The organism is Streptomyces acidicola (genome assembly GCF_009377235.1).
GTDB lineage: Bacteria > Actinomycetota > Actinomycetes > Streptomycetales > Streptomycetaceae > Streptomyces > Streptomyces acidicola.
Genome location: NZ_VMNX01000009.1, coordinates 1 through 20,950, shown reverse-complemented (window position 1 = coordinate 20,950; position 20,950 = coordinate 1). Strand labels below are relative to the sequence as shown.

At 69.2% G+C, this 20,950-nt stretch carries 19 protein-coding genes; 7 read left to right on the top strand and 12 right to left on the bottom strand.

Annotated features, from left to right (window positions below):
• Positions 1-116 precede the first annotated feature (116 nt).
• From FPZ41_RS05365 to FPZ41_RS05355, 3 genes are all read left to right on the top strand, one after another.
• On the top strand, positions 117-809 hold the full coding sequence (locus tag FPZ41_RS05365) for a DUF2238 domain-containing protein (RefSeq protein ID WP_152859636.1): 693 nt from the start codon (positions 117-119) through the stop codon (positions 807-809).
• A 124-nt stretch (positions 810-933) separates the two neighbouring features.
• Entirely contained in the window at positions 934-2,319 is a 1,386-nt protein-coding gene (locus FPZ41_RS05360) for an LCP family protein (protein WP_322619849.1), read from the top strand.
• A 173-nt stretch (positions 2,320-2,492) separates the two neighbouring features.
• Complete coding sequence (locus FPZ41_RS05355) at positions 2,493-3,419, top strand: ion transporter (RefSeq protein ID WP_152859634.1); 927 nt, start codon at positions 2,493-2,495, stop codon at positions 3,417-3,419.
• 69 nt (positions 3,420-3,488) lie between these two features.
• Here the strand turns inward: FPZ41_RS05355 and FPZ41_RS05350 are convergent, their stop codons facing one another.
• Complete coding sequence (locus tag FPZ41_RS05350) at positions 3,489-4,424, bottom strand: hypothetical protein (RefSeq protein ID WP_152859632.1); 936 nt, start codon at positions 4,422-4,424, stop codon at positions 3,489-3,491.
• Between the two features lie 164 nt (positions 4,425-4,588).
• Here FPZ41_RS05350 and FPZ41_RS05345 point away from each other — a divergent pair, with 164 nt between their 5' ends.
• Both FPZ41_RS05345 and FPZ41_RS05340 read left to right on the top strand, forming a co-directional pair.
• Entirely contained in the window at positions 4,589-5,179 is a 591-nt protein-coding gene (locus FPZ41_RS05345) for a TetR/AcrR family transcriptional regulator (protein ID WP_152859630.1), read from the top strand.
• 25 nt (positions 5,180-5,204) lie between these two features.
• Entirely contained in the window at positions 5,205-6,392 is a 1,188-nt protein-coding gene (locus tag FPZ41_RS05340) for a GDSL-type esterase/lipase family protein (RefSeq protein WP_152859628.1), read from the top strand.
• A 24-nt stretch (positions 6,393-6,416) separates the two neighbouring features.
• Here FPZ41_RS05340 and FPZ41_RS05335 read toward each other — a convergent pair whose 3' ends face one another.
• The 6 genes from FPZ41_RS05335 to FPZ41_RS05310 form a co-directional block, all read right to left on the bottom strand.
• Positions 6,417-7,898, bottom strand: a complete 1,482-nt coding sequence (locus FPZ41_RS05335) for a dihydroorotase (RefSeq protein WP_152859736.1) — start codon at positions 7,896-7,898, stop codon at positions 6,417-6,419.
• A gap of 41 nt (positions 7,899-7,939) precedes the next feature.
• Positions 7,940-8,734, bottom strand: a complete 795-nt coding sequence (locus FPZ41_RS05330; protein ID WP_152859626.1) for an ABC transporter permease — start codon at positions 8,732-8,734, stop codon at positions 7,940-7,942.
• Complete coding sequence (locus FPZ41_RS05325) at positions 8,731-9,513, bottom strand: ABC transporter ATP-binding protein (protein ID WP_152859624.1); 783 nt, start codon at positions 9,511-9,513, stop codon at positions 8,731-8,733. Before FPZ41_RS05325 ends, FPZ41_RS05330 begins: the two co-directional genes overlap by 4 nt.
• 39 nt (positions 9,514-9,552) lie before the next feature.
• The gene (locus tag FPZ41_RS05320) at positions 9,553-10,680 is read right to left on the bottom strand and encodes an ABC transporter substrate-binding protein (RefSeq protein WP_152859622.1); all 1,128 of its coding nucleotides are present in this window, start codon (positions 10,678-10,680) and stop codon (positions 9,553-9,555) included.
• Between the two features lie 246 nt (positions 10,681-10,926).
• Positions 10,927-13,794, bottom strand: coding sequence for a type 1 periplasmic-binding domain-containing protein (locus tag FPZ41_RS05315; RefSeq protein ID WP_152859620.1), 2,868 nt, complete (start codon positions 13,792-13,794; stop codon positions 10,927-10,929).
• A 240-nt stretch (positions 13,795-14,034) separates the two neighbouring features.
• On the bottom strand, positions 14,035-14,253 hold the full coding sequence (locus FPZ41_RS05310; RefSeq protein ID WP_152859618.1) for a hypothetical protein: 219 nt from the start codon (positions 14,251-14,253) through the stop codon (positions 14,035-14,037).
• A 122-nt stretch (positions 14,254-14,375) separates the two neighbouring features.
• Between FPZ41_RS05310 and FPZ41_RS05305 the strand changes: the two genes are divergently transcribed.
• Together FPZ41_RS05305 and FPZ41_RS05300 are read left to right on the top strand one after the other, a co-directional pair.
• A complete protein-coding gene (locus FPZ41_RS05305) occupies positions 14,376-14,624 on the top strand; it encodes a helix-turn-helix transcriptional regulator (RefSeq protein ID WP_131560972.1) in 249 nt (82 codons plus the stop codon).
• Complete coding sequence (locus FPZ41_RS05300) at positions 14,621-15,151, top strand: hypothetical protein (protein WP_152859616.1); 531 nt, start codon at positions 14,621-14,623, stop codon at positions 15,149-15,151. The genes FPZ41_RS05305 and FPZ41_RS05300 overlap by 4 nt, the downstream gene beginning before the upstream one ends.
• Before the next feature lie 90 nt (positions 15,152-15,241).
• Here the strand turns inward: FPZ41_RS05300 and FPZ41_RS05295 are convergent, their stop codons facing one another.
• From FPZ41_RS05295 to FPZ41_RS05270, 5 genes are all read right to left on the bottom strand, one after another.
• Complete coding sequence (locus FPZ41_RS05295) at positions 15,242-16,240, bottom strand: sugar phosphate isomerase/epimerase family protein (protein WP_152859614.1); 999 nt, start codon at positions 16,238-16,240, stop codon at positions 15,242-15,244.
• Between the two features lie 25 nt (positions 16,241-16,265).
• On the bottom strand, positions 16,266-17,462 hold the full coding sequence (locus FPZ41_RS05290; protein ID WP_152859612.1) for a Gfo/Idh/MocA family protein: 1,197 nt from the start codon (positions 17,460-17,462) through the stop codon (positions 16,266-16,268).
• 86 nt (positions 17,463-17,548) lie between these two features.
• A complete protein-coding gene (locus FPZ41_RS05285) occupies positions 17,549-18,406 on the bottom strand; it encodes a sugar phosphate isomerase/epimerase family protein (RefSeq protein ID WP_322619848.1) in 858 nt (285 codons plus the stop codon).
• Positions 18,407-18,543: 137 nt separating this feature from the next.
• Positions 18,544-19,563 carry a sugar ABC transporter substrate-binding protein gene (locus FPZ41_RS05280; RefSeq protein ID WP_152859610.1) on the bottom strand — a complete coding sequence of 340 codons (1,020 nt, stop codon included), beginning with the start codon at positions 19,561-19,563 and terminating at the stop codon, positions 18,544-18,546.
• A gap of 463 nt (positions 19,564-20,026) precedes the next feature.
• Positions 20,027-20,482 (bottom strand): PaaI family thioesterase, encoded by a 456-nt coding sequence (locus tag FPZ41_RS05270; RefSeq protein ID WP_322619847.1) that lies wholly within the window; start codon positions 20,480-20,482, stop codon positions 20,027-20,029.
• Between the last annotated feature and the right edge of the window lie 468 nt (positions 20,483-20,950).

Here is a 20,950-nt window from a genome sequence, read left to right as displayed (position 1 = left end):
CCGGCCGGCACCCGAGGTGCCGATGTGTACCAGTGCCGATGAGTACCCGTACTCATGCCCGGCGGTCGGGAGCGACCGGAAGATGATGACCACCCTGAAACAAGGAGATCATCATCATGTCCGCCCTCCCGACCGCCGTCCGTCCCTCGGCGGAATCCCGGCCGTCCGCGGCTCGACGCCCCGGCCGTGGCACCGGACGGCGGCTGCCGGCCGCCCTGCTCGCCGTCGTCGCCCTCGCGCTCGCCGTGTCGGCGTGGCACCCGAAGGACCCGACGACCTGGCTGCTGGAGACGGTGTGGGTGATGGTCGGCCTGCCGCTGGCGGTCCTGTTCCGCAAGCGGTTCCCGCTGAGCAATCTGCTGTGCTGCCTGCTGGCCGCACACGCCCTGGTCCTCGTCGTGGGCGGCCACTACACCTACGCCGAGGTGCCCGCGGGTGACTGGGTGCGCGACTGGCTCGGCCTGGAGCGCAATCCCTACGACCGCTTCGGCCACCTCATGCAGGGCTTCGTACCGGCCATCCTGGTCCGCGAGATCCTCACCCGGACCTCACCGCTGCGCGGCAGCCGCTGGCTGGCCCCGCTCACCGTGTGCGCCTGCCTCGCCTTCAGCGCGGTCTTCGAGATGCTGGAGTGGGCCGCGGCCGTGACGGGCGGTCACGCCGCCGACGCGTTCCTGGCCACCCAGGGCGACGCGTGGGACACCCAGTGGGACATGTTCTGCGCCCTGATCGGCGCCACGTGCTCGCTGCTGCTCCTCAGCCGGGTCCACGACCGCCATCTCGCCCGCCTCGGCCCGGGACACCACTGAACGCGGTGACCGCGTCCAAGTGTCCCTGCGTGGGCCTAGAGTTACGTCGTTCGATGCGCACCGGCATCGGACGTGCAGAGGGAGTTGACCGGCCCGGTGCGGCCGAGACGGGGGAAGGGCGCCGGTGGGCAACAGGGGGAAATCGAGGAGTACGCCGCGCGAGGGCCGGCCGACGCGGCTGACCAGGCGGGGGCGGATCGTCGTGTGGGGCGCCGGGGGACTGGCCGTGTGCGCCCTCGGCGTCGGCGGGGTCGGTGCCTGGATGTACCAGAGCCTGGACGACAACATCGGGTCCGCCGATCTCGACAACAAGCTCGGCGGGAACCGTCCCGTCAACCTCAGCCCCGGTTCGAAGAACATCCTGGTCGTCGGCTCGGACAGCCGTGACGGTGCCAATGCCGGGTACGGCAAGGGCCTCACCACCATGCAGTCGGACACGCTGATGGTGGTGCACATCCCGGCGGACCGGAAGTGGGCCACGGTGGTGTCGTTCCCGCGTGACTCGTGGGTGGAGATACCGGAGTGCGACAGCGGCGACGGCGCCACTTCCGCAGCCCAACACTCCAAGATCAACGCGGCGTTCGCGATCGGGGGCACCGGCGGCGAGGTCGCCGACGCCGCCGCCTGCAGCATCAGGACGATCGAGGCCAACACCGGCCTGCGTATCGACCACTTCATGTCCGTGGACTTCCAGGGCTTCAAGGGGATGGTCAACGCCCTGGACGGCATAGAGGTCTGCCCCGAGCAGGCCATCCACGACGAGAAGGCGCACCTGGATCTGGAAGCCGGCTGCCAGACCGTCAAGGACGAGAAGGCGCTCGGCTACGTACGCGCCCGCTACAGCGTCGGCGACGGCTCCGACATCGGCCGTATCGGCCGCCAGCAGGAGTTCATGAAGGCCCTGGCGGAAAAGGCACAGTCCAAACTGACCAGCCCCAACGCGCTGTACGGCTTCCTGGAGTCCGCCACGAAGTCCCTGACCACGGACGAGGACCTGGCCGGTATCAAGCCGCTCTACGGCCTCGCCTCCGAACTCAAGGGCATACCGAGCGACCGGCTGACCTTCCTCACCGTCCCCAACTACCCGCGCGAGGCCGACGTGGCCACCGACAAGGCCAACGTCGTGTGGCAGTACCCGCAGGCCGCCGACCTGTTCACCTCCCTCGCCAAGGACCGCGAGGTCGACAAGGAGAAGCTGACGGCGGACGGGAAGAACCCGGTGTACGCCTCCTCCGTACGCATCCAGGTCCTCAACGGCACGGGCGTCACCGGGCGAGCCGCCGCCGTCGCCGAGAGGCTGCGTGAGGCCGGACTCACCGTCGTCGGAACGGGCAACGCTCCCGAGACCACCCGGACCACCAAGGTCACGTACCCGGGCGAGCTGCGTGAGCAGGCCGAGGTCCTGTCGTCCCGGCTGCCCGACACCGAGGCCACACAGGACGCGAGCGCCGCCGCGGGCGTGGTGACGCTCGTCGTGGGGACGGACCTCGATCCCGCCGCCATACGGTGACGTCGCCGCGACACCGGGCGGCCCGCCCCTGACCCGTTCGGATGGCCACCCGCGCGATATGCGTATCTACAGTGCTGTAAAAGTCTCTCCTGGAGCATGATCGCTCGACAGGCCCGCCCGCCACCCCGGTTGGGCGGGAATGTCGCGCTGCGCGAAGGAGCAGGTACAGCAGGATGATCGACCGTCACGACCGTACGGCCAAGGCTTGGTGGGGCTCCCGCCCGGCGCTGGCACAGTGGGCACGCACCGTCACGGAGGCCCGGTGGTTCGCCCTCACCGTCTTCATCCTCATCCTCACCAATGGGGCCCTGCTGGGAGTGGAGACGTACAGCGCACTCGCCGAGGACTGGCGGTACTGGTTACGCCTCGCCGAACACCTCTGTCTGGCCGCCTTCACCGTCGAGATACTCCTGCGTGCCTGCGCGCACGCCGACCGTCCGCGCGAGTTCTTCCGCGACCCGTGGAACCTGTTCGACCTGGCCGTGGTCGCTTCCGCGTTCCTGCCCGTCGTCCGCGAGAACAGCACGGTCCTGCGGCTGCTGCGCCTCGCGCGTGTCCTGCGCACCGCCCGTTTCCTGCCGCAGCTGCGCGTCTTCATGGTCGCCGTGGGCCGCAGTCTTCCCGGCACGTTCAGCTTCCTGGTCGTCGGCGCCCTGCTGCTGTACGTCTACGCCATGGTCGGCTGGGTCTTCTTCGCCGACGCCAACCCCGAGCACTACGGCTCCCTCGGCCGCGCGGTGCTCACCCTCTTCCTCCTGATGACCCTGGACGGCCTGGGCGACGCGGTCCGTGCCGGTCTGGAGATCTCCCGCTGGAGCATCGTCTACTACGCCTCCTACGTCCTGTTGGCTTCCTTCGTCCTCGTGAACGTCCTCATCGGTGTGGTCATCAGCTCTCTGGATGAGGCACGCGAACTGGAGCGGGAACAGGGCGACGAGAACCGGCGGCCCGGGACGGCTCTTCCCGCGTCCGCCGGGCCTCCGGCCGACGCCGAACGCGAACTGCGCGCCCGCATCACAGCCGCGCGCCAGGCCCTCGACGACCTGGAGGCGAGTCTTCAACGTGAACCCGTGCAACGTGAACCCGTACAACAGCGTTGACCAGGATCGATGAGTCCCGATCTCGGGACTCGTCGGTCCTCTCCCGCCACGATGCCGGTGGCTTCCGCCTCATGAGCGTTGCCCCCTGCCGAGGCGCTGCACTTCGCGCGCGGTCTCGCGGGCCTCTCGTTCGGCGCGGGCGAGCGCGTCGGCGGAGGCCCGGAGCTGTTTCTCCGCCTGCCGCTGTTCGCGGCCGGCCGGCTTGAGGGCCTCGCGCGCCTGCTGCACCTGCTGTTCCGCGTCAACCACCCGCTGCTGAGCCCGGTCCTGGCGGTCGCGTGCCTGCTCCAGCGAGGCTTCGGCAGCCGCGTACTCCGTGCGCTGGTCGCGGAGCCGCCGCACGGCCTCTTCGGCCGCCCTGTGGGCCTGGGCGAGTTTCTCCTCCCGTGCGCGTCGCCGCTCGGCGAGTTCGTCGGTCCGCTGCGCCCGGGGCGACGGAGGTGCGGTCGGGCTTGCCGCCTTCCGCCGGGTCCCGGCCGCCGGAGCAGTGCCGGACGGGAAGGCCGCCGGTGGGGTGAGGGCGCTGTGCAGACGGCCGGTGGCCCACAGGTCGGCGGCGTCCGGGTCGGCGAGCACCGCGTTCAGGGTGGATTCGACCTCGTGCCGCACCGAGTCCGACAGCCGGTGCCCGGCATCGAGGGCGAGCTGTGCCGCCTGCCGGGACAGGGCGGCGACGACGCGCCGCCGCTGCCCGGACAGGTCCTTGATCGCGCCGGGGTCCATGGTGCGGTGGGCCTCGCGCAACGCGCTCCCGAGCTCCAGGAACTGCCGGCTTTCCTGCGGCTTGGAGCGCAGGAGCAGGTTCGCGGCCCACGCCGCCAGTGTGGGGCGGCGGGCCGATCGGATCCGGCGGGAGTCCTCGGCGCGGCCCGCCGTCCGCGCCGCGGCGGCCAACTCCTCGCGGCGCGGGACGAAGTGGGCCGGGGGAGTGGTGTAGAGCTCGTCGAGCACGGCGTCGACATCGTGCTCCCTGCCGCCGCGTCGGCGTGCGCCCTTGAGCTCCATGCACCTCAGACTCCACCGGGCGGGGCGTCGGCGCACGTCGGCCCCGGGGTGCGACGGATTGCGACTGATTGCGACGTACGAGAGCCGTCTCACACACGGCTACCCTGGTTGCCTAAAGGCTTTAGGTAATTGCATAATCGATGTAGTTCAACGAGGGGATGGTTATGGCGCGCGCAGGGCTGACCCGGGAACGCCTGGCCCGGGCGGGTGCGGAACTGGCCGACGAGGTCGGCTTCGACGAGGTGACGGTCTCGGCGCTCGCCAGGCGGTTCGACGTCAAGGTCGCGAGCCTGTACTCACACGTGAGGAACTCCCACGACCTCAAGACCCTGATCTGTCTGCTCGCCCTGGAAGAGCTCGCCGACCGGGGTGCCGCCGCGCTTGCCGGGCGGGCCGGCAAGGACGCCCTGGCCGCCTTGGCGAACGTCTACCGTGACTACGCCCGGGAGCACCCCGGCCGCTATGCCGCAGCCCAGTTGAGGCTCGACCCGGAGGCGGCGGCCGCCAGCGCGGGTGTCAGACACGCCCAGATGACGCGGGCGATCCTGCGCGGCTACGACCTGACGGAGCCGGACCAGACGCACGCCGTCCGGCTCCTGGGCAGCGTCTTCCACGGCTACGTCAGCCTGGAACTGGGGGGAGGGTTCAGTCACAGCGCCCCCGACACGCAGACCACCTGGACACGCATCGTCGACGCCCTCGATGCCCTGCTCCGGAACTGGCCGGCACCGACCGCCCAGGGTCCCGCACACTGATCAACAAGTTGAGGCAGCACACACCATGGACAACCACTGGATCACCACGCCCGTCACCGCGGAGCTCCTGCGCGGCGCCCTGGACGTGGAGCGCACCGAGTACGGCGTCCTGCCGCACCGGCTGCCGGCCCGGGCCCGCGCCCAGTGCGCCGACCCGCAACTGGCCATGGCCGAGGCCCAGCCGTCGGGCGTACGCCTGGTCTTCCGCACCCGGGCCACCGCGGTCGAGCTGGACACGCTGCCCACCAAACGTGTCTACGTGGGCGCTCCTCCCCGCCCGGACGGCGTGTACGACCTGATCGTCGACGGCCGCCTGGCCGGCCAGGGCAGCGTGACGGGCGGCAACACCCTGACCATCGACATGTCCACCGGAACGGCCGAGCAGTACTCCGGCCCTCCCGGCACCCTCCGCTTCACCGGACTTCCCGGCACCGTCAAGGACGTCGAGATCTGGCTGCCGCACAACGAGACCACCGAACTCGCCGCCCTGCGCACGGACGCCCCCATCGAGCCTGCCGTGGATTCGGGCCGCAGGGTGTGGCTGCACCACGGCAGCTCGATCAGTCACGGCTCCGACGCCGCCGGCCCCACCACCACCTGGCCCGCACTCGCCGCCTCCCTCGGCGGTGTGGAACTGATCAACCTGGGCCTGGGCGGCAGCGCCCTGCTCGATCCGTTCACGGCCCGTACCATCCGTGACACTCCCGCCGACCTGATCAGCGTCAAGATCGGTATCAACCTGGTCAACGCCGACCTCATGCGTCTGCGCGCCTTCACTCCCGCCGTCCACGGCTTCCTCGACACCATCCGCGAAGGCCACCCCACGACACCGCTGCTGGTCGTCTCGCCCATCCTGTGCCCCATCCACGAGGACACGCCGGGGCCCAGCGCCCCGGACTTCAGCAACCTCAGCACCGGCCGACTGCGGTTCGTCGCCATGGGCGATCCGGCGGAACGCGCCCTCGGGAAGCTGACCCTCGGCGTCATACGGGACGAGCTGGCCCGCATCGTGGAGCAGCGGGCGGCCGAGGACCCGAACCTCCACCACCTCGACGGCCGCGACCTCTACGGCGAGGCCGACTTCGCCGAGCTGCCGCTGCCCGACGAGCTCCACCCGGACGCCGCCACCCACCGCCGCATCGGCGAACGCTTCGCCAAGCTGGCCTTCGACACCCACGGCGCCTTCACGGACCGCAGCGGCTCAAGCGACTGAAGCGGCGTCCGAAACGGACACCGCCTACGTGGTGCGGGCCGGGGTGCGGGCCGGGCGATGCAGGTAGGCGCCGACGGGCTCACCGACGACCTTGCCCGCCCGCAGGACGTGGTGGCCCCTCAGGAAGGTGTCGGTGACCCGCGCGGTCAGCTCGAAGCCCTCGAAGGGGGTGTACTCCTGCGTCGACTCCGACTCCGCGGCGCGCACGGTCCAGGTGCGGCCCGGATCGACCAGGGCGATGTCCGCGTCGAAGCCGGGGGCGATGGCGCCCTTGGTGCGCAGCCCGTAGCGCCGGGCCGGGTTCCAGGAGGTCAGCGCGGCGATCCGGCCCAGCGACAGGCCGCGCCTCGTCCCCTCGGTGATCACGCCCGCGAGGAGGTACTCGGCTCCGCCGAATCCGGACCTGGCGAGGAAGACATCGTCCCTGGGCTCACCGAACTTCACCTCCTCGCGGCAGCACGCGTGGTCGCTGACGACCCAGTCGACCGTACCGTCGAGTACGTACTCCCACAGCGCCTCGACGTCGTCACGGGGCCGCAGCGGCGGGTTGACCTTGCCGCCGAGGCCGTGCGCGGTGGTGATGTCGGCGAGCAGATGCCCGACGGTGACCTCGCGGCGGAAGTCGATGTGCGGGAACGCCCGGCTCATCCGTACGGCGGCGTCGACCGCCTTGCGCGAGGACAGGTGCAGCAGGTTGATGGTCGGCAGCTCCGTCTCGTGCGCCAGGTAGGAGGCGATGGAGACCGCGAGTCCTTCGGAGTGCTGTGGCCGGGAGGCGCTGTACGCGGCGAGCCCGGTGAGGTCGCCCGTCTCCTCGACCAGCTTGGTGTAGGCGGTCATGATCTCGGCGGTCTCGCAGTGCAGGGAGAGCGAGATCTCGTCGGCGAGGCCGGGGAACCGCTCGCGTGCGGCCTGCACCCCGCGCATGACGAACTCGAAGTGCGCGTAGTCGTACCGTTCGTCCTCGGGGAGCATGAGGAACGCGTTCTGGTCGTCGGACCTGCCGTGCAGGCCGTGGCCGCCGTAGAACATGAAGACCTTGAACGAGCTGACGCCGAACCGCTCGATCAAATCGGGGATCTCGGCTATGTGAGCGCGTGACATCGGCGCGAGGTGGAAGCCGTAGTCGATGTGGGCGCGGCCCGAGACGGCGTCCAGTACCTCGGGGAAGAAGTCGGCGTACGCGCCGCCCCTGTTGAGGTAGTACCGGCCGGTCCGCACGTAGGTCAGGGCGGTGGTCACCCCGCCCTGCGCGCACGCGCGGCTCTCGGTGACCGCGTCCTCGGCCGGCGGGTTGTAGATCCCCCAGTGCTGGTGGGCGTCGACCACGCCGGGGAACGCCAGCCTGCCGCCGGCGTCGACCACGCGACGGGTGTCTCCCACGGCGATGCCGGGAGCCACGGCGGCGATGCGCCCACCGCTGACGGCGATGTCCGCGGTCCTGGCGTCGTCACGGTCGTGGGTGACGACGCGGGCGTCCTTCACCACCAGGTCATACTCTGTCATCTCAGCCACGCCGGCCTCCTGCCGCTGTTGTCCCGAGCTCCTCATGCGCCGATCACCCGGTTCTCCTCGGCCCAGAACACCAGGCGCCGCTGGGCGAACCGGATGATGAAGTGGGCGATCAGCCCCAGTACGGAGAGCACCACCAGCACGGCGAACATCCCCGCGATGTCGAAGTTGTAGTTGGTCTGCAGCAGGAGGTATCCCAGGCCCTCCTTCGCGCCGATGAACTCGCCGACGACGGCGCCGAGGATCGAGAAGACGATCCCGATGTCGAGGCCGGCGAAGATGAAGGGGAGCGCGCTCGGCAGACGCACCATCCTGAAGACCTGGAACCGGCCGGCGCCGAACACCGTGAGCATCTGGATCCGGTCGGCATCGGCCGAGCGCAGCCCCTCGATCACATTGACCAGCATCGGGAAGAACGAGATCACCGCCGCCATGACGACCTTGCTCGTCATACCGAAGCCGAACCACACCACGAACAGCGGCGCGAGGGCCACCTTGGGCACCGTCTGGAAGGCGACGACGTACGGCATGAAGGTGCGCTCGATCAGCCGCACCTGCGAGATCGCCGTACCCAGCACCAGCGCCGCCCCCACGCCGAGGAGAAAGCCGTACAACGACTCCAGCACCGTGACCTTCAGATGGCCCCAGAACAACGGGTCGCCCAGCTGCGTCAGCAGGGCGTCGAAGATCTGGGAGGGGCGCGGCAGCACATAGTCGTCGATCCCGAAGGCGGGGACGGCGAACTCCCAGGACAGCACGACGATCGCGAAGACGCCCGGAACCAGCAGCAGTTCGGGGCGTTCTCTCAGGTCCACGCGGAAGCGCTTCATGAGTCGATCACCCACGTGGCGTTGAAGTGTCTGCGGATCCGGCCCACATGGGCCCCGGCCCGGTGCGAGGCCATGGCGCCGATCGAGCGCGGGCGTTCCAGCCCGATGTCGACGATCTCGGCGACGCGGCCGGGACGGGGACTGAGAACCACCACCCGGTCGGAGAGGAAGACCGCCTCGGGGATGGAGTGGGTGACGAACACGATCGTCTGGCCGCTCTCCCGCCAGATCCGCAGCAGCTCGACGTTCATGTACTCGCGGGTCAGGGCGTCCAGCGCACCGAAGGGCTCGTCCATCAGCAACACGGCCGGGTCGTGCACCAGGGCCCGGCAGATTCCGGCGCGCTGCTGCATCCCGCCGCTCAGCTCATGCGGGTACTTGCCCTCGAAGCCGTCGAGGCCGACCATCCCGAGCAGCCTCTCGGCCCGCTCCCGGTACACACGGGCGTCGAGCTTCCGCACCTCCACGGGCACCATCACGTTCTGCAGAATCGTGCGCCACGGCAGGAGGGTGGCCGCCTGGAAGACCATGCCCACTTCGGGCAGTGGCCCTGTCACGTCGCGGCCCGCGACACGGACCGTCCCCTCGCTCCCGCGGACGATCCCGGCGAGGATCTTCAGCAACGTGGTCTTGCCGCACCCCGAGGGCCCGACGACCGAGATGAACTCACCGCGCCGGACAGTGAAGGTGATGTCCGAGAGTGCGTGGGTCGGCCGGGACTTGCGCGGCCGGTAGATCTTGTGCAGTCCGTCGACTTCGATCCAGCGGTCTTCGTCCATAACGGCGTCCTGATCTCCCTGCTGGTGGCGTCGGGTCGCTCACTGTTCGGCGGCTTTCGCCTTCTCGATCACGGCCGTGTTGTCGAAGTCGTTGGCGCCCTGGAGCAGGCTGTCGTCCCACAGTTCCGCGAGATCGGTGTCCTGGGTGGTCTGGCCGGACGCCTTGGTGTAGGCGACCGTCTTGTTCCACTCCGCTTCGCTGATCGCACCCCAGTTGCTGAAGCCCTCGGGCTCACCGGCGGCGGGGACGGCGGTCCTGATCCACGCGTTGAGGCTCCTGCTGTCGTCGCCGACACGGTCGTCGGCCTTCTTGCCGGTCAGCAGCCGCGGGAAGACCTCGTAGCCGTCGCGCATGGCGGCCTCGGGGTTGACGGCGGAGAAGAGCAGTGCCTTGTACGAAGCGCGCAGATAGCGCGTCAACACGTCCTTCTTCTCCTTCAGGGTCCTCTCGGTCACCGCGAACGTCAGGGAGCGGATGCCCTCGAAGGCATCGGAGTTGTCCAGGTAGCGGAACTCGGCGCCGGTGTTCTCGATCGTGGTGTACGCCTGTGTGAACAGCGCGAGCACGTCGACCTTGCCGTCCTCCAGCGCGGACAGTGCCTGCGCACCCACACCGACCGGCAGTAACTCGACGTCCTTGGCCGCGTCCAGTCCGGCGTCGCCCGCGTACGCCCGGGCGTAGATGGCCGAGCCGGAGGCGAGGCTGATGACCCCGACCTTCCTGCCCTTGAGATCGGCAGGGGTCCTGATCTCGCTGTCCGGCCGGACGGCCATGCGCCACGGCCAGTTCCGCACCAGGCCGCCTACGGCCTTGACGGGGACGCCCTTCTCTCGCGCGGCGAGGATGGCTCCCGCGTCCGCCGGCGTGATGTCGGCGCTGCCCGAGGCGACGGCCTGGACCGCGGCGACCGAGCCGTCGGTGTTGATCACGTCGACCTTCAGCTTCTCCTCGGCGAAGTAACCCTCGGCGTCGCCCACCGCGTACGTGGCGACCTCCTCCTTGGGAGCGACCACGGCCGAGGGGATCGCGACGTTGAGCGTCGCCGGGGCACCTGACGCGTCTCTGGGCGACGACGAGGACGCTGAATCCCCGCCTCCGCAGGCGGAAAGCGCGGCGAGGATGGCAAGGGCGGCGGCACTGACGCCGAGCCGCTGGGAGTGCTTCATGTCCGGCACCTCTTTCGATCCGGTGGACTGATCCGGTGGGCTGATCCCGTGGGTGACCCGGTGGGCCATGGGTGGGGGAGCTGTCGCGCTGTTCGTCGGCCGCCGGGCCGTACGCCCTGGCGGTCCTCACCGAAGAGCCACCGGGAGGTGTCGACCGGCCCGGCGGCAGGCCTCCAGCATGTCGGAGGCGAACAAGTGGCGGAAGAACGACTCGTGGGTGCGCCCGGCGTGCTCGTGGAGCGTGGCTCAGCCGCGACGCTCGATGGCGCACTCCTTCACGGTCAGGGCCCGCGCGTCGCCGGCCACCCTGCTGCACACGACACGAGACTTCGAGTCCCCGTCGGCGGTGCGCCAGACTTCCGTGAGGACGATGCCGTGGCCCTTCCTGTCGCCGAAGAGTGGCGCGTCGGTGAAGTCGATCGTGCCCGTGGCCATGCCCTGAAGCTTGACGGTTCTGAGGTTCACCCAGGTCGCCGCCCGGCTCTGGGGGGCGTTGTCGAGGGAGGCCGCCCAGTACAGGGCCTGCGTCGCGTCGTGTGACAAGGCCGTCTGGCCGCTGGCGAACGCGGGCGTGTCGGGGCCGACACGCTGCTCGCCGAGCCCCGGAAGGTAGGTGCGGGCGTCCTTGTAGAAGTCCGTGTCCCGGGCCGCCTTGGCCAGTTCGGCGAGCGCGGCGTGGTACAGCGTGACGTTGGGGGCCACGCCGTCCTCGCCCTGCGAGAAGTTGGCCTTGGAGAGGTCGTCGCCCGTGATGATGGACATCTTCTTCCCCGCACAGCCGGGTTCCGTACCGAGCTGGGTCATCAGCGGATCGACGTCCTCGACACGGCCCGCGAAGTAGATCACGGACGGTACGCGCGTCCCCCGGCAGAGCTCCTCGGTGTGCCGGCGGAACTCGGGCTTGCCGCCGCTCAGGGTGTAGTGGCGCTCGGACAGCAGCGTGAAGCCGTACCTGTCGAGCATCCTCCCGCCGTAGCGTGCCTGCTCGGTGGTGTAGCGGTCGTCGGTCTTCTTGGTGTCGCGGGTCAGCACCAGGCCGTACTGGGTGCGGGCACGTGTACGCAACTGTTGTGCTATCAGGCCGAGTTGGGCGGACTGCCATTCGTCGGTTGCGGCCAGGCTGAACCAGTTGGCGAAGTCGCGTGGCAGGTAGGTGGCGGAGTTCGTCCCCGACACGACGGGCAGCCCGGCGTTCCGGAGCTTGAGGGTCGTCGCCGCACTGGACTTGAGGTCGCGCCCGGTGCCGACGACGCCCACCACCGTCGGGTCCTTCGCCGCGTACGCCGCTATGGCGTCGGCCATGTCGGTCTGGTGGTGCAGATCCACGCCCCCGTTGGCGACCAGGACGCGCAGCTTCACGGGGAAGGTGTCGTTGATGACCGCCTGCGCCAGGTACACACCCGCAAGTTCCTCCAGGCCCTTCACCGGTGAGGAGCCGCCGTCGGGGTCGGCGCTGAGCGGGCCCGCGTACACCAGGGTGACGTAGCCTCGTTCCTCGCCGAGGACCTCGTCGTTCTGCCGGGCGATACGGTCTTCCAGCTCGGCGAGGGTCCAGGGCGCCCCGCTCCCGTCGGCCTGTGCCCTGGTGTCCGGCTCCTTGGCGTCGTCCGGCAGCCAGTCGGCGAAGCGCACGCCGCCCGTGGCGATCCCTATGCACTCCGTGTCGCCGTCGGGCGCGGGTCTGCGTTCCGTGTCCCGGTTGGCGGACAGGACGGACGAGGAGCAGTACTCCTTGGAGAGTCTCTCGGCGCGCCAGGCCGTGGTCGCGGCGCTCAGGACCAGCACCAGGGCGAGGGTGTGCAGGGCCCACACCATACGGGCGACCGAGGGCCGTGCGGGAGCCTTCACACAGTGCCGCTGTCTGTCCGGGAGACGTCTCAGCTCGTCCCGGGGGAGCGGGATCTTCAACACCCAGGGCAGAACCGCTCGTTCGCGGCTCGGTGACTGTTCCGCGCGCAGGTTCCTCGCCCACTCGTCGTACCAGCCCCGCAACCGGGTCTGGAACCCCTGCTGGTCCGGCCCGTCGGCACGCGTCCCCTGGACGACGCTGCGCTCCAGTCGCCGTACGTCGTCAGCGCCCACGGCCGCGACGAGAAGCAGCGGATCCAGTTCGCTCCGGCGGCTGCGCACGTCGCTCACGGCTTTGATCAGCTCGATGCCGCCGTTGTCCGTGCCGGCCCCCGGTACGAACAGCAGCGGCGGTCGCAGCCGTTTGAAACCGCGCAGATCCCAGCTGCGCCGACGGTGGTTGTCCCGCAGGTCCTCGAACAGGGCCAGCACATAGAGCTGGAGCTGGAACTCGTGGCCCGCCTTCAGTGCCTCCGCCACGTCGTACGCGCGCGCCGCGATCGCCTTCCAGGAGCGGACCGGCCGCAGCAGCGAGACCTCGGTGGGACGGTCCTGCGCCGCTGCCCTGAGGAAGGTCGTGGTCATGAACCAGCGGCTCTCCCGGCGCAACCACAGGAAGATCGGCGCGCGCCCCGGCAGTACGTAGTTGAGCACCGCGAGCAGCAACAGAAAGCCGACGCCCGACGCGACCGCCATGTACCAGTCGCTTCGAGCGAGGAGCGCGGCAAGTACCGTCACCAGGCTGGCCGGGAGTATGTGCGCCATGTCGAACATGGGCAGCCCCGAATGCCAGCGCGCGGCCCCCTCGGGCCGCCACCGCTGTCTGGCCAGCTGGTTCAGCAGGGCCTGCGCGGGATCATGCCCGGCCTCCGGTGCCGCGGATCCGGCCGGCGGACCGGGCCAGTCGGCGCCCAGTGCGCGGACGGCGTCCTCGATGGCGTGCACGAGTCGAACGCGCGGGAACGCGTACCGCCGGTAGATCGAGTGCCGGTTGCCCCATCGCTTCGGATCGCCGAGTTCGCGCACGAGACGGGCGGCCCGTAGGACCTCCGTCGGGCCCTCCTGCGCCGGGGGCGCGACGGCGCAGCGGGTTCCATGTGTGTCCTGCCCGTCGCGCAGTTCGGCGACAAGACCCGTGACCTGGGTGTCGTCGGCTCCTTCCTCGGCGTGCAGGACCACGACCGGCATCGGCGGCTCACTGGTGCGGAAGTCCCTGACGAGCGTTTCCAGCTGCCGTTGAACCTCGATCCCGCCCTCGGTCGACATCCCGGGATGATCCGCCGAGCAGGTCGGCAGTCTGTCACGATCCCCGTTGCGCATGTCCGTTCCCCCCGGTCAACTACGGCCACCAACAAGGTCAATTGACTTCCTGAAGGTCAATTGACTTCCTGTGGGACAGAAGTGGTTTCCCTCGCACCTACGTGCACTAAACGAACTCGAAGGCAGCGAAACGGCAACCTCGCGGAGGGCGGCGGATCCACTTGTGGAGGGCTGGTGCGCAGGCCGCTACGCGGCGCCGTTCCAGTCGTACGGTCCGCCGCCGCGCCATTCGATCAGCTCGGGATCGTCGACGGCCCGGTCCTCGGTGGGCAGACCGGCATCGCGCAGCAGGTCCAGCACGTCGAACAGGCTGTACGCGATGCCCACGTCCTCGCCATGGATCGTCACCTGCCGCCCACCGTCCGGCGAGGGCGGCAGCACCACTACAGGTGCGTGGCTGTCCATGCCACCACCATGCACTGGAACCGGCCGCCACGCAGTTCCACAGCCCCAAGCGGGTGCGGACGGCAGTGAGACGGCAGCGAGTGGGATTGCAGTTGCCCTCTGAAATGTAGTACTTCTTATACATGAGCGAGCAGGTGCACAACAGGTTGGCGATGGTGCGTGCCGAACGGAAGGTGTCGCGCCAGAGCCTGGCCGAGGCGGTGGGGGCGCACTACCAGACCATCGGCTACATCGAGCGGGGGCAGTACAACCCGAGCCTCGACCTGGCGCTGAAGATCGCGAAGCACTTCGAGCTGCCGGTGGAGGCGTTGTTCTCCCTCGAACCGTTCCGGCCGCTCACGGACGAGGTCTACGGGAGGAAACAGCCATGACGACGACGCGGATGACCGGCTACGACCGGAGCATGCTGAAACTGATGAACGACCCCGCGGGGCGGCCGCTGTACGCCACGGCCGCGCGCCGGCGGGTGGTCGTGGCGGTGCATGTCGCGCTCACCGTGGCCATGGAGGCGCTGGTGGCCTACATCTACCTGGCGAACGCGGAGCCCCTGTGGGCCATCATCGCGACAGCGGTACTGCTGCTGCCCTGGATGGTCGCCACCGGGGTGATCAACGGCGCCACCCGCGGCCTGCTGGAACTGCGCGAACGGGCCCTGGACGAGCGCCAGTCGGCCGAACGCCGCCGGGTCCTGGCCGTTTCCCACAGGGCGATGACCCTGCTGCTGGCCTCGGCCGTGGCCGGCCTGCTGATCGTCGGCGGGATCGGTGGAGACGCGCTGCGGGCGTACGTGGCGCCCGTACTCATCGCCGTGCTCGTGACCCATTGGCTGATGCCGTTGTGGGTGGCCGGTCGCATGGCCCAGGACGAGCCGGTCGAGGACGAGGCACTGGCGGGTTAGCCGCAGGATTCCTGGCCACAGCCCGCAGGATTCTTGGCCACAGCCATAACCCCGTGCCCGCCGACCGGGCACGGGGCCACGCAGGCCGGGTCAGAGAGCCGCGGCGGCGGCGTGGAGGTTCTTGGCAGCCAGGGCGAGTCCTTCGGTCTGGGAGTAGGCGGCGTCCTCGTGCTCGATGTTCACGGCCATGTCCGGGTCGATCTCGGCGAGGGCGCGCAGGAACTCGGTCCAGTAGGGGACGTCGTTTCCGATGCCGACGGCGACGAACTTCCACGCCGGGTTCTCCGGCCAGGCGTTGCACCAGAACCCGTAGCCGGTGGGCACCTTGCCGGGCGCGTCGGCGGGCACGCGGGTGAACGACGTGTCGAGTACGCCGCGGATGTCGGCGCCCGTGCAGAGCGTCGCGTCCTTCGCGGCGGCGTGGAACACCAGCGGGCCCAGCCACTTGATGCACGCGATCACGTCCATGCCCTGCCACATCAGGTGGGACGGGTCCATCTCGGCGCCGATGTTCGTCGTGCCGGCCTCGTCGACGAGCCGCTTCAGGGTGACCGGGGAGAACACCAGGTTGTGCGGGTGCATCTCGATGGCGACCCGGACGTCGTTCTCGCGGGCGAGGGCGTCGATCTCCTTCCAGAACTCGACGGCCACGCCCCACTGGTAGTCGAGGACGTCCATGTAGACGCCGTCCCAGGGGTTGACGACCCAGGAGGGGTACTTGGCGTCGGGGTCGGAGCCCGGGGTGCCGGACATCGTCACGACGTGCCGCACACCGAGCAGGGCCGCGAGGCGGATGGTCCGGCGCAGGTCGTCGGCGTGCTTCGGGCCGACCCCCGGGAGTGGGTTGAGGGGGTTGCCGTTGCAGTTGAGCCCGGTCAGTTCCATGCCGCGGTCGGCGAAGGCCGCAAGGTACTCCTCGCGGGCGGTGGCCGAGGACAGCAGCAGGTCGACCGGGCAGTGAGGGGAGGGGATGAAGCCGCCGGTGTTGACCTCCACGGAGGTCAGACCGTTCTCCTTGAGGATGTCGAGGGCCTCGGTGAGGGTCCGGTCGTGCAGGCAGGCGGTGTAGGCGCCGAGCTTGAGAGGCATGGGATCGCTCCTTGGATGCGGGTGGTCAGACGGCGGGCGGAACGGGGGTGGCCGCGCCGCCGCCGAGGGAGGAGTCGACGACTGCCTGGATGATCTCCATGGTGCGCAGCGCGTCGGCGAAGGTGGCGCAGGCCGGCAGCGGGTGGGCGACGCCCGCGATCCGGTCGAGGAAGGCCCGGGCCTGGAAGGTGAACATCTCGGCGTTGCCGCCGCCCACACCCGGCGCCTCCATCGGGTAGCCGCCCGCGAAGTACGGCAACTGCGGGCCGGCGATGATCTGGCGGGCGCCGCGTGTGCGGGCCTCGGGCTGCGCGTCGTCGAAGAGGTACTCGGCCGGCCGGTGCTGGTCGAACGCGGCCCGGCCGCCGAGGCCCAGGACGTCGAAGGAGAGCCCGTTGGGCAGGCCGAACGCGGTGCGGGACACCGAGAAGGTGCCTACCAGGCCGGACTCGAAGCGAGCGGTGAAGGACGCGGTGTCCTCGTTCTCGACCTCGCCGAACTCGTCGGAGACGGGAGCGGCGTTGTGCCCGACGACCGCGCCCAGCGGCAGGGGCCGCTTGGGGATCTGCGTCGACAGTGAGGCGCCGGAGACCGCGGCGATGGGACCTGCGATGTACTCGGCGGCGTCGATCACATGCGCGCCGATGTCCCCGAGCGCACCCGAACCGGGGCCTCCCTTGTACCGCCAGCTCAGCGGCACGTTCGGGTCGGTGGCGTAGTCGCACCAGTACCGGCCGCTGAACAGCGTGAGGTCGCCGAGCTCGCCCCGCTGTACGTGGTCACGGATCGCCGCGATGGCCGGGGAACGGCGAAAGGTGTACCCGACGGCGGTCACCACGTCGGCGGTGCGCTCCAACTCGGCCATCGCACGGGCGTCTTCGAGCGATCCGGCCAGCGGCTTCTCGCACAGCACGTGCTTGCCCGCCGCGACCAGCGCCTCCGCGATCGGGCGGTGCAACGCGTTGCCCACGACGATGCTGACGGCGTCGATTGTCGGGTCCTCGACGACGGCCTCCCAACTCGGCAGCGCCCTCTCGAACCCATAGCGACGGGCGGCGTCCTCCCCGAGTTCGGGGTTGGCATCGGCGATCGCGGCCAGCCGGACCGGAGGCAGGCCGGCGCCGAAGACCGTGTTGACGTTGCGGTATCCGGCGGCGTGGCTGCGGCCGGCCATACCGGCTCCGATCACTGCGACGGAAAGCGGTTTGGCGGACGTGGTCATGGCGGTGCCTTCCAGAGAGATACGAAGAGATACGAAGGGGGTCGAAGAATGCCGAAGGAGTCCGAAGGGGCTCATGACCACGGCCGTCAGGACCAGCCGGCCAGGTATTCGTCGATCTTCTTCCGCATGAACGCGGAGGATTCCTTGGCTCGTTCCTCCCAGGCGAAGACGCAGGCGGTGAGGGTGCCGTCGAAGTCGTTGGCGCGGAGCTCGCGGAAGAGTTCGTCGAAGTCGACCTCGCCCTCGCCCATGTCGAGGTGCTGGTGGATGCGGGCGGGGGTGCCGGGCGGGTTGAGGATGTAGCGGTTGCCGGAGGAGGCGGTGTGGTCGAAGGCGTCGGCCAGGTGCACATGGGTGAGCAGGTCACCGGCGTACCGGATGATGCCCGGGGCGTCGTTGCCGATGTGGAAGGTGTGCGGGGCGCAGTAGAGGAAGGTGACGTGGGGGTGGTTGATGCCGCGGATGAGGTTGACCGCGTCGTAGCCGTTCTCGATGAAGTCGTCCGGGTGGGGTTCCAGGGCGAGCTTGATGCCCTCGCGTTCGAAGAGCGGGAGCAGTTCCTCCATCGAGCGCCAGAACTGCGCCTCGCTGCGCTCTGCGGCCTCCGGGCGGCCGTTGAACTCGGAGATCATGCTGTCCACGCCGAGGTCGGAGCAGATCTGGACGGCCCTCTTCCAGTAGCGGACGGCCGCCTGCCGGTCGTCCTCGTCGGGCCCCGACCAGTGGAAGAGAGGCAGCATTGACGAGATCCGGACGCCCGCCGCGTCCAGGGCCTTGCGGAACCTGCGGACCGTGCCGTCGTCGACCCGGGGGTGGCGGAAGAAGGGGATGAAGTCCTCTCGGGGCGAGAGCTCGATCCATTCGTAGCCCAACTCCGCTACCACGGTCGGGAGTTCGAGGAGCGGGAGGTGCCGGATCATGTACGGGTCGAGTGCGATCTTCACGAGAGAGTGCCTTCCGGTAAGTCATTGAGGGGCGGAGCGACGGCCATCACGCCGTGTCCGCAGGGCGGTTCGCTTGGGTCCGGAGGCCGGCGGTGTCTCCACTGCCCACGTGGCCTCGGCCTGTCGGGTCACGCTCGTCACCGAGTGCCCTTCGCGGCGAACTTGGCGACCGTCTCGACGTTGGACTTGTCCACGAAAGCCGGACCGGTCAGCACCGGGGCCTCGCCGCCGCCCATGTAATTGCCGTTGTTCCTGTACAGCCACAGCGCGTCGACCGCGAGGTAACCCTGCAGGTAGGGCTGCTGATCGACCGCGAACTCGATGTCGCCGTCCTTGATCGCGGCGACGAGGTCCTTGTTCAGGTCGAACGTGGCCACCTTGGCCTTGCTGCCCGCGTCGGACAGCGACTGCACGGCGGTCAGCGCGAACGGGGCACCCAGCGTGACGACCTGGTCGATGGACGAGTCCTGCTTGAGCTTGGCCGTGATCGTCGACTTCACCGACGGCATGTCCGTGCCGTTGACGTAGAGGTTCTCCGTCTTGCCCTCGAATGTCTTCTTCACGCCCGCGCAGCGTTGTTCCAGGCCGACGTGTCCCTGGACCTGGACGACACAGATGGCGTGCTCGGCACCGGTCTCGTTGAGCTTCTTGCCAAAGGCCTGGCCGGCGACGGACTCGTCCTGTCCGAAGAACTCCAGCATGCCCTGTTGCTTCCACTGGTCCATGCCGGAGTTGAGGCCGACCACGGGGATGCCTGCCTTCTCCGCCTTGGCCACGACGCCCTTCATGGCGTCCGGCTTGGCCAGGGTGACCGCGATGCCGTCGACCTTCTGGTCGATCGCGTTCTGTACCAGGTTCGCCTGGTTGGCGGCGCTCTCGTCGCTGGAGTAGATGAGCTTGACGTTGTCCTTGGCCGCGGCCGCCTCGGCGCCCTTGCGGATGATGTCCCAGAAGGTGTCACCGGCCGGGGCGTGGGTGACCATCGCGATGGTCATACGCGGCGTACTGGCCTTTCCGGCCGACGCCACGGTCCCGCCCTCTTCGGACTTCTTGCCGCCGGAGCTGCTGGAACAGCCCACGAGCGTGAGCGCGGCCGCGGTGGCCACGGCCACGACGGGGGTGATTCTGCGGGCGAGGGGGAGGGGTGTGCCATTCATGCTTCGTGCACCTCACTGTGCAGCTGAAAGGGGTGACGTGTGCCGGGAAGGGTGACCGCCGGCGCACAGGGCGCTGTGGCAGGGGAGTCGTGCAGCGCGAGCGGTGCGGAGCCGCACTCTCGAGCCGGCTTCGTTGGAACAACAGGACAATTTAAAGCGCTTTAAGTCCTGGTACTATCGGCTCGTTTCGTGATCGTGTCAAGGGTGTTGCGCGAGGAGGTTGCCGCCGGGAGGTGCGACTGGGCGATGGGGGTCCGGGCGAGCCGGCGCCCCCCGGGGGGCGCCGACACGGTGCGTCAGAGCACCGACGAGTGCGACGCTGCCGCCCTCACCGGTGGCTGTTGTCCCGTGGTCGCCACCACGGTGGACTGTGCGGAGTCCACCGCTTTCACGCGCGGGAGACCCGCGTCGGGCCGGTCCCTGAGAACTCCGCGACGTGTGTCGGGCCGATGGCCGAGCGGAGTCACCGCCCGTTCTCGGAGAGGCGGATCAGCGTCTGCTGGCCGGACGCGACGAGTGACCTCCGGTTCCCCTGGACGCCGAACACCTCCAGTTGGCACACGGTCAGTGTCCGCCCCGACTTCAGTACCGTGCCCACGGCCTCGATGTGGTCGCCCACAGCGGGTGCGAGAAGGTTGATCTTGTATTCGACGGTGAGTACCGAGGCGTCCTCGGGAAACAACGTGAACGCCGCGTAACCGCCCGCGCTGTCGGCGATGGCACTGGTGGCGCCCGCGTGGAAGTAGCCGTCCTGCTGGGTCACTTCGGGTCGGCCGGGTAGCGCGATGTGTACACAGCCCGGTGCGATGTGCGTGATGCGTGCACCGAGATGAGTCATCAGTCCCTGGCGTTCAAAGCTGGCCTGGACGCGCGCCCGCACCTCGGGGCTTGCCTGCTCCTGCTGCTTCTGGTCTTCCACGGCTCTCCTTGAACGGTCGTCTCAGCTGGTCTGGTCCACAGGGGCGGTTACCGATGGCGATCATCATGGCGCGCGCGACCTCGAACGCACAGGTGCGATCCGCCAGTAAGCAGACGGATATGTGTGCCGCAGAAATGAAATTGCCCTTTCCGGTGGGGAGTTGTCCGCGCACGGCCCCTTGACGCCGCACTTCGCGGCTGGATACTTGCGGACACCGGGTTTCCGGAGCCACATGGACGGTTCGTTCGACAGGTGGCTGCATTCCTGCCGTCCCTTACCGGCGCCACACCCGTTCCATATCTCGAACAGTGCGTGTCGTACCGCTCAAAGTTTTTTCCCGCTATGGGCTACTCACGTTCGGAAACAAGGAAGTGGCGAAATACGGTCCTGAATTCCCGCGGCCCTCGCGAGCGGACTGGTCACGCCGTCATCCCCACACCCGACGGCCCACCCCCCCCCAGGAGGAAC

Coding starts and splice junctions, on each gene's coding strand:
- FPZ41_RS05365 (WP_152859636.1), top strand. CDS start 117: ATGTCCGCCCTCCCGACCGCCGTCCGTCCCTCGGCGGAATCCCGGCCG.
- FPZ41_RS05355 (WP_152859634.1), top strand. CDS start 2,493: ATGATCGACCGTCACGACCGTACGGCCAAGGCTTGGTGGGGCTCCCGC.
- FPZ41_RS05350 (WP_152859632.1), bottom strand. CDS start 4,424: ATGGAGCTCAAGGGCGCACGCCGACGCGGCGGCAGGGAGCACGATGTC.
- FPZ41_RS05345 (WP_152859630.1), top strand. CDS start 4,589: ATGGCGCGCGCAGGGCTGACCCGGGAACGCCTGGCCCGGGCGGGTGCG.
- FPZ41_RS05340 (WP_152859628.1), top strand. CDS start 5,205: ATGGACAACCACTGGATCACCACGCCCGTCACCGCGGAGCTCCTGCGC.
- FPZ41_RS05335 (WP_152859736.1), bottom strand. CDS start 7,898: ATGACAGAGTATGACCTGGTGGTGAAGGACGCCCGCGTCGTCACCCAC.
- FPZ41_RS05330 (WP_152859626.1), bottom strand. CDS start 8,734: ATGAAGCGCTTCCGCGTGGACCTGAGAGAACGCCCCGAACTGCTGCTG.
- FPZ41_RS05325 (WP_152859624.1), bottom strand. CDS start 9,513: ATGGACGAAGACCGCTGGATCGAAGTCGACGGACTGCACAAGATCTAC.
- FPZ41_RS05320 (WP_152859622.1), bottom strand. CDS start 10,680: ATGAAGCACTCCCAGCGGCTCGGCGTCAGTGCCGCCGCCCTTGCCATC.
- FPZ41_RS05315 (WP_152859620.1), bottom strand. CDS start 13,794: ATGTCGACCGAGGGCGGGATCGAGGTTCAACGGCAGCTGGAAACGCTC.
- FPZ41_RS05310 (WP_152859618.1), bottom strand. CDS start 14,253: ATGGACAGCCACGCACCTGTAGTGGTGCTGCCGCCCTCGCCGGACGGT.
- FPZ41_RS05305 (WP_131560972.1), top strand. CDS start 14,376: ATGAGCGAGCAGGTGCACAACAGGTTGGCGATGGTGCGTGCCGAACGG.
- FPZ41_RS05300 (WP_152859616.1), top strand. CDS start 14,621: ATGACGACGACGCGGATGACCGGCTACGACCGGAGCATGCTGAAACTG.
- FPZ41_RS05295 (WP_152859614.1), bottom strand. CDS start 16,240: ATGCCTCTCAAGCTCGGCGCCTACACCGCCTGCCTGCACGACCGGACC.
- FPZ41_RS05290 (WP_152859612.1), bottom strand. CDS start 17,462: ATGACCACGTCCGCCAAACCGCTTTCCGTCGCAGTGATCGGAGCCGGT.
- FPZ41_RS05280 (WP_152859610.1), bottom strand. CDS start 19,563: ATGAATGGCACACCCCTCCCCCTCGCCCGCAGAATCACCCCCGTCGTG.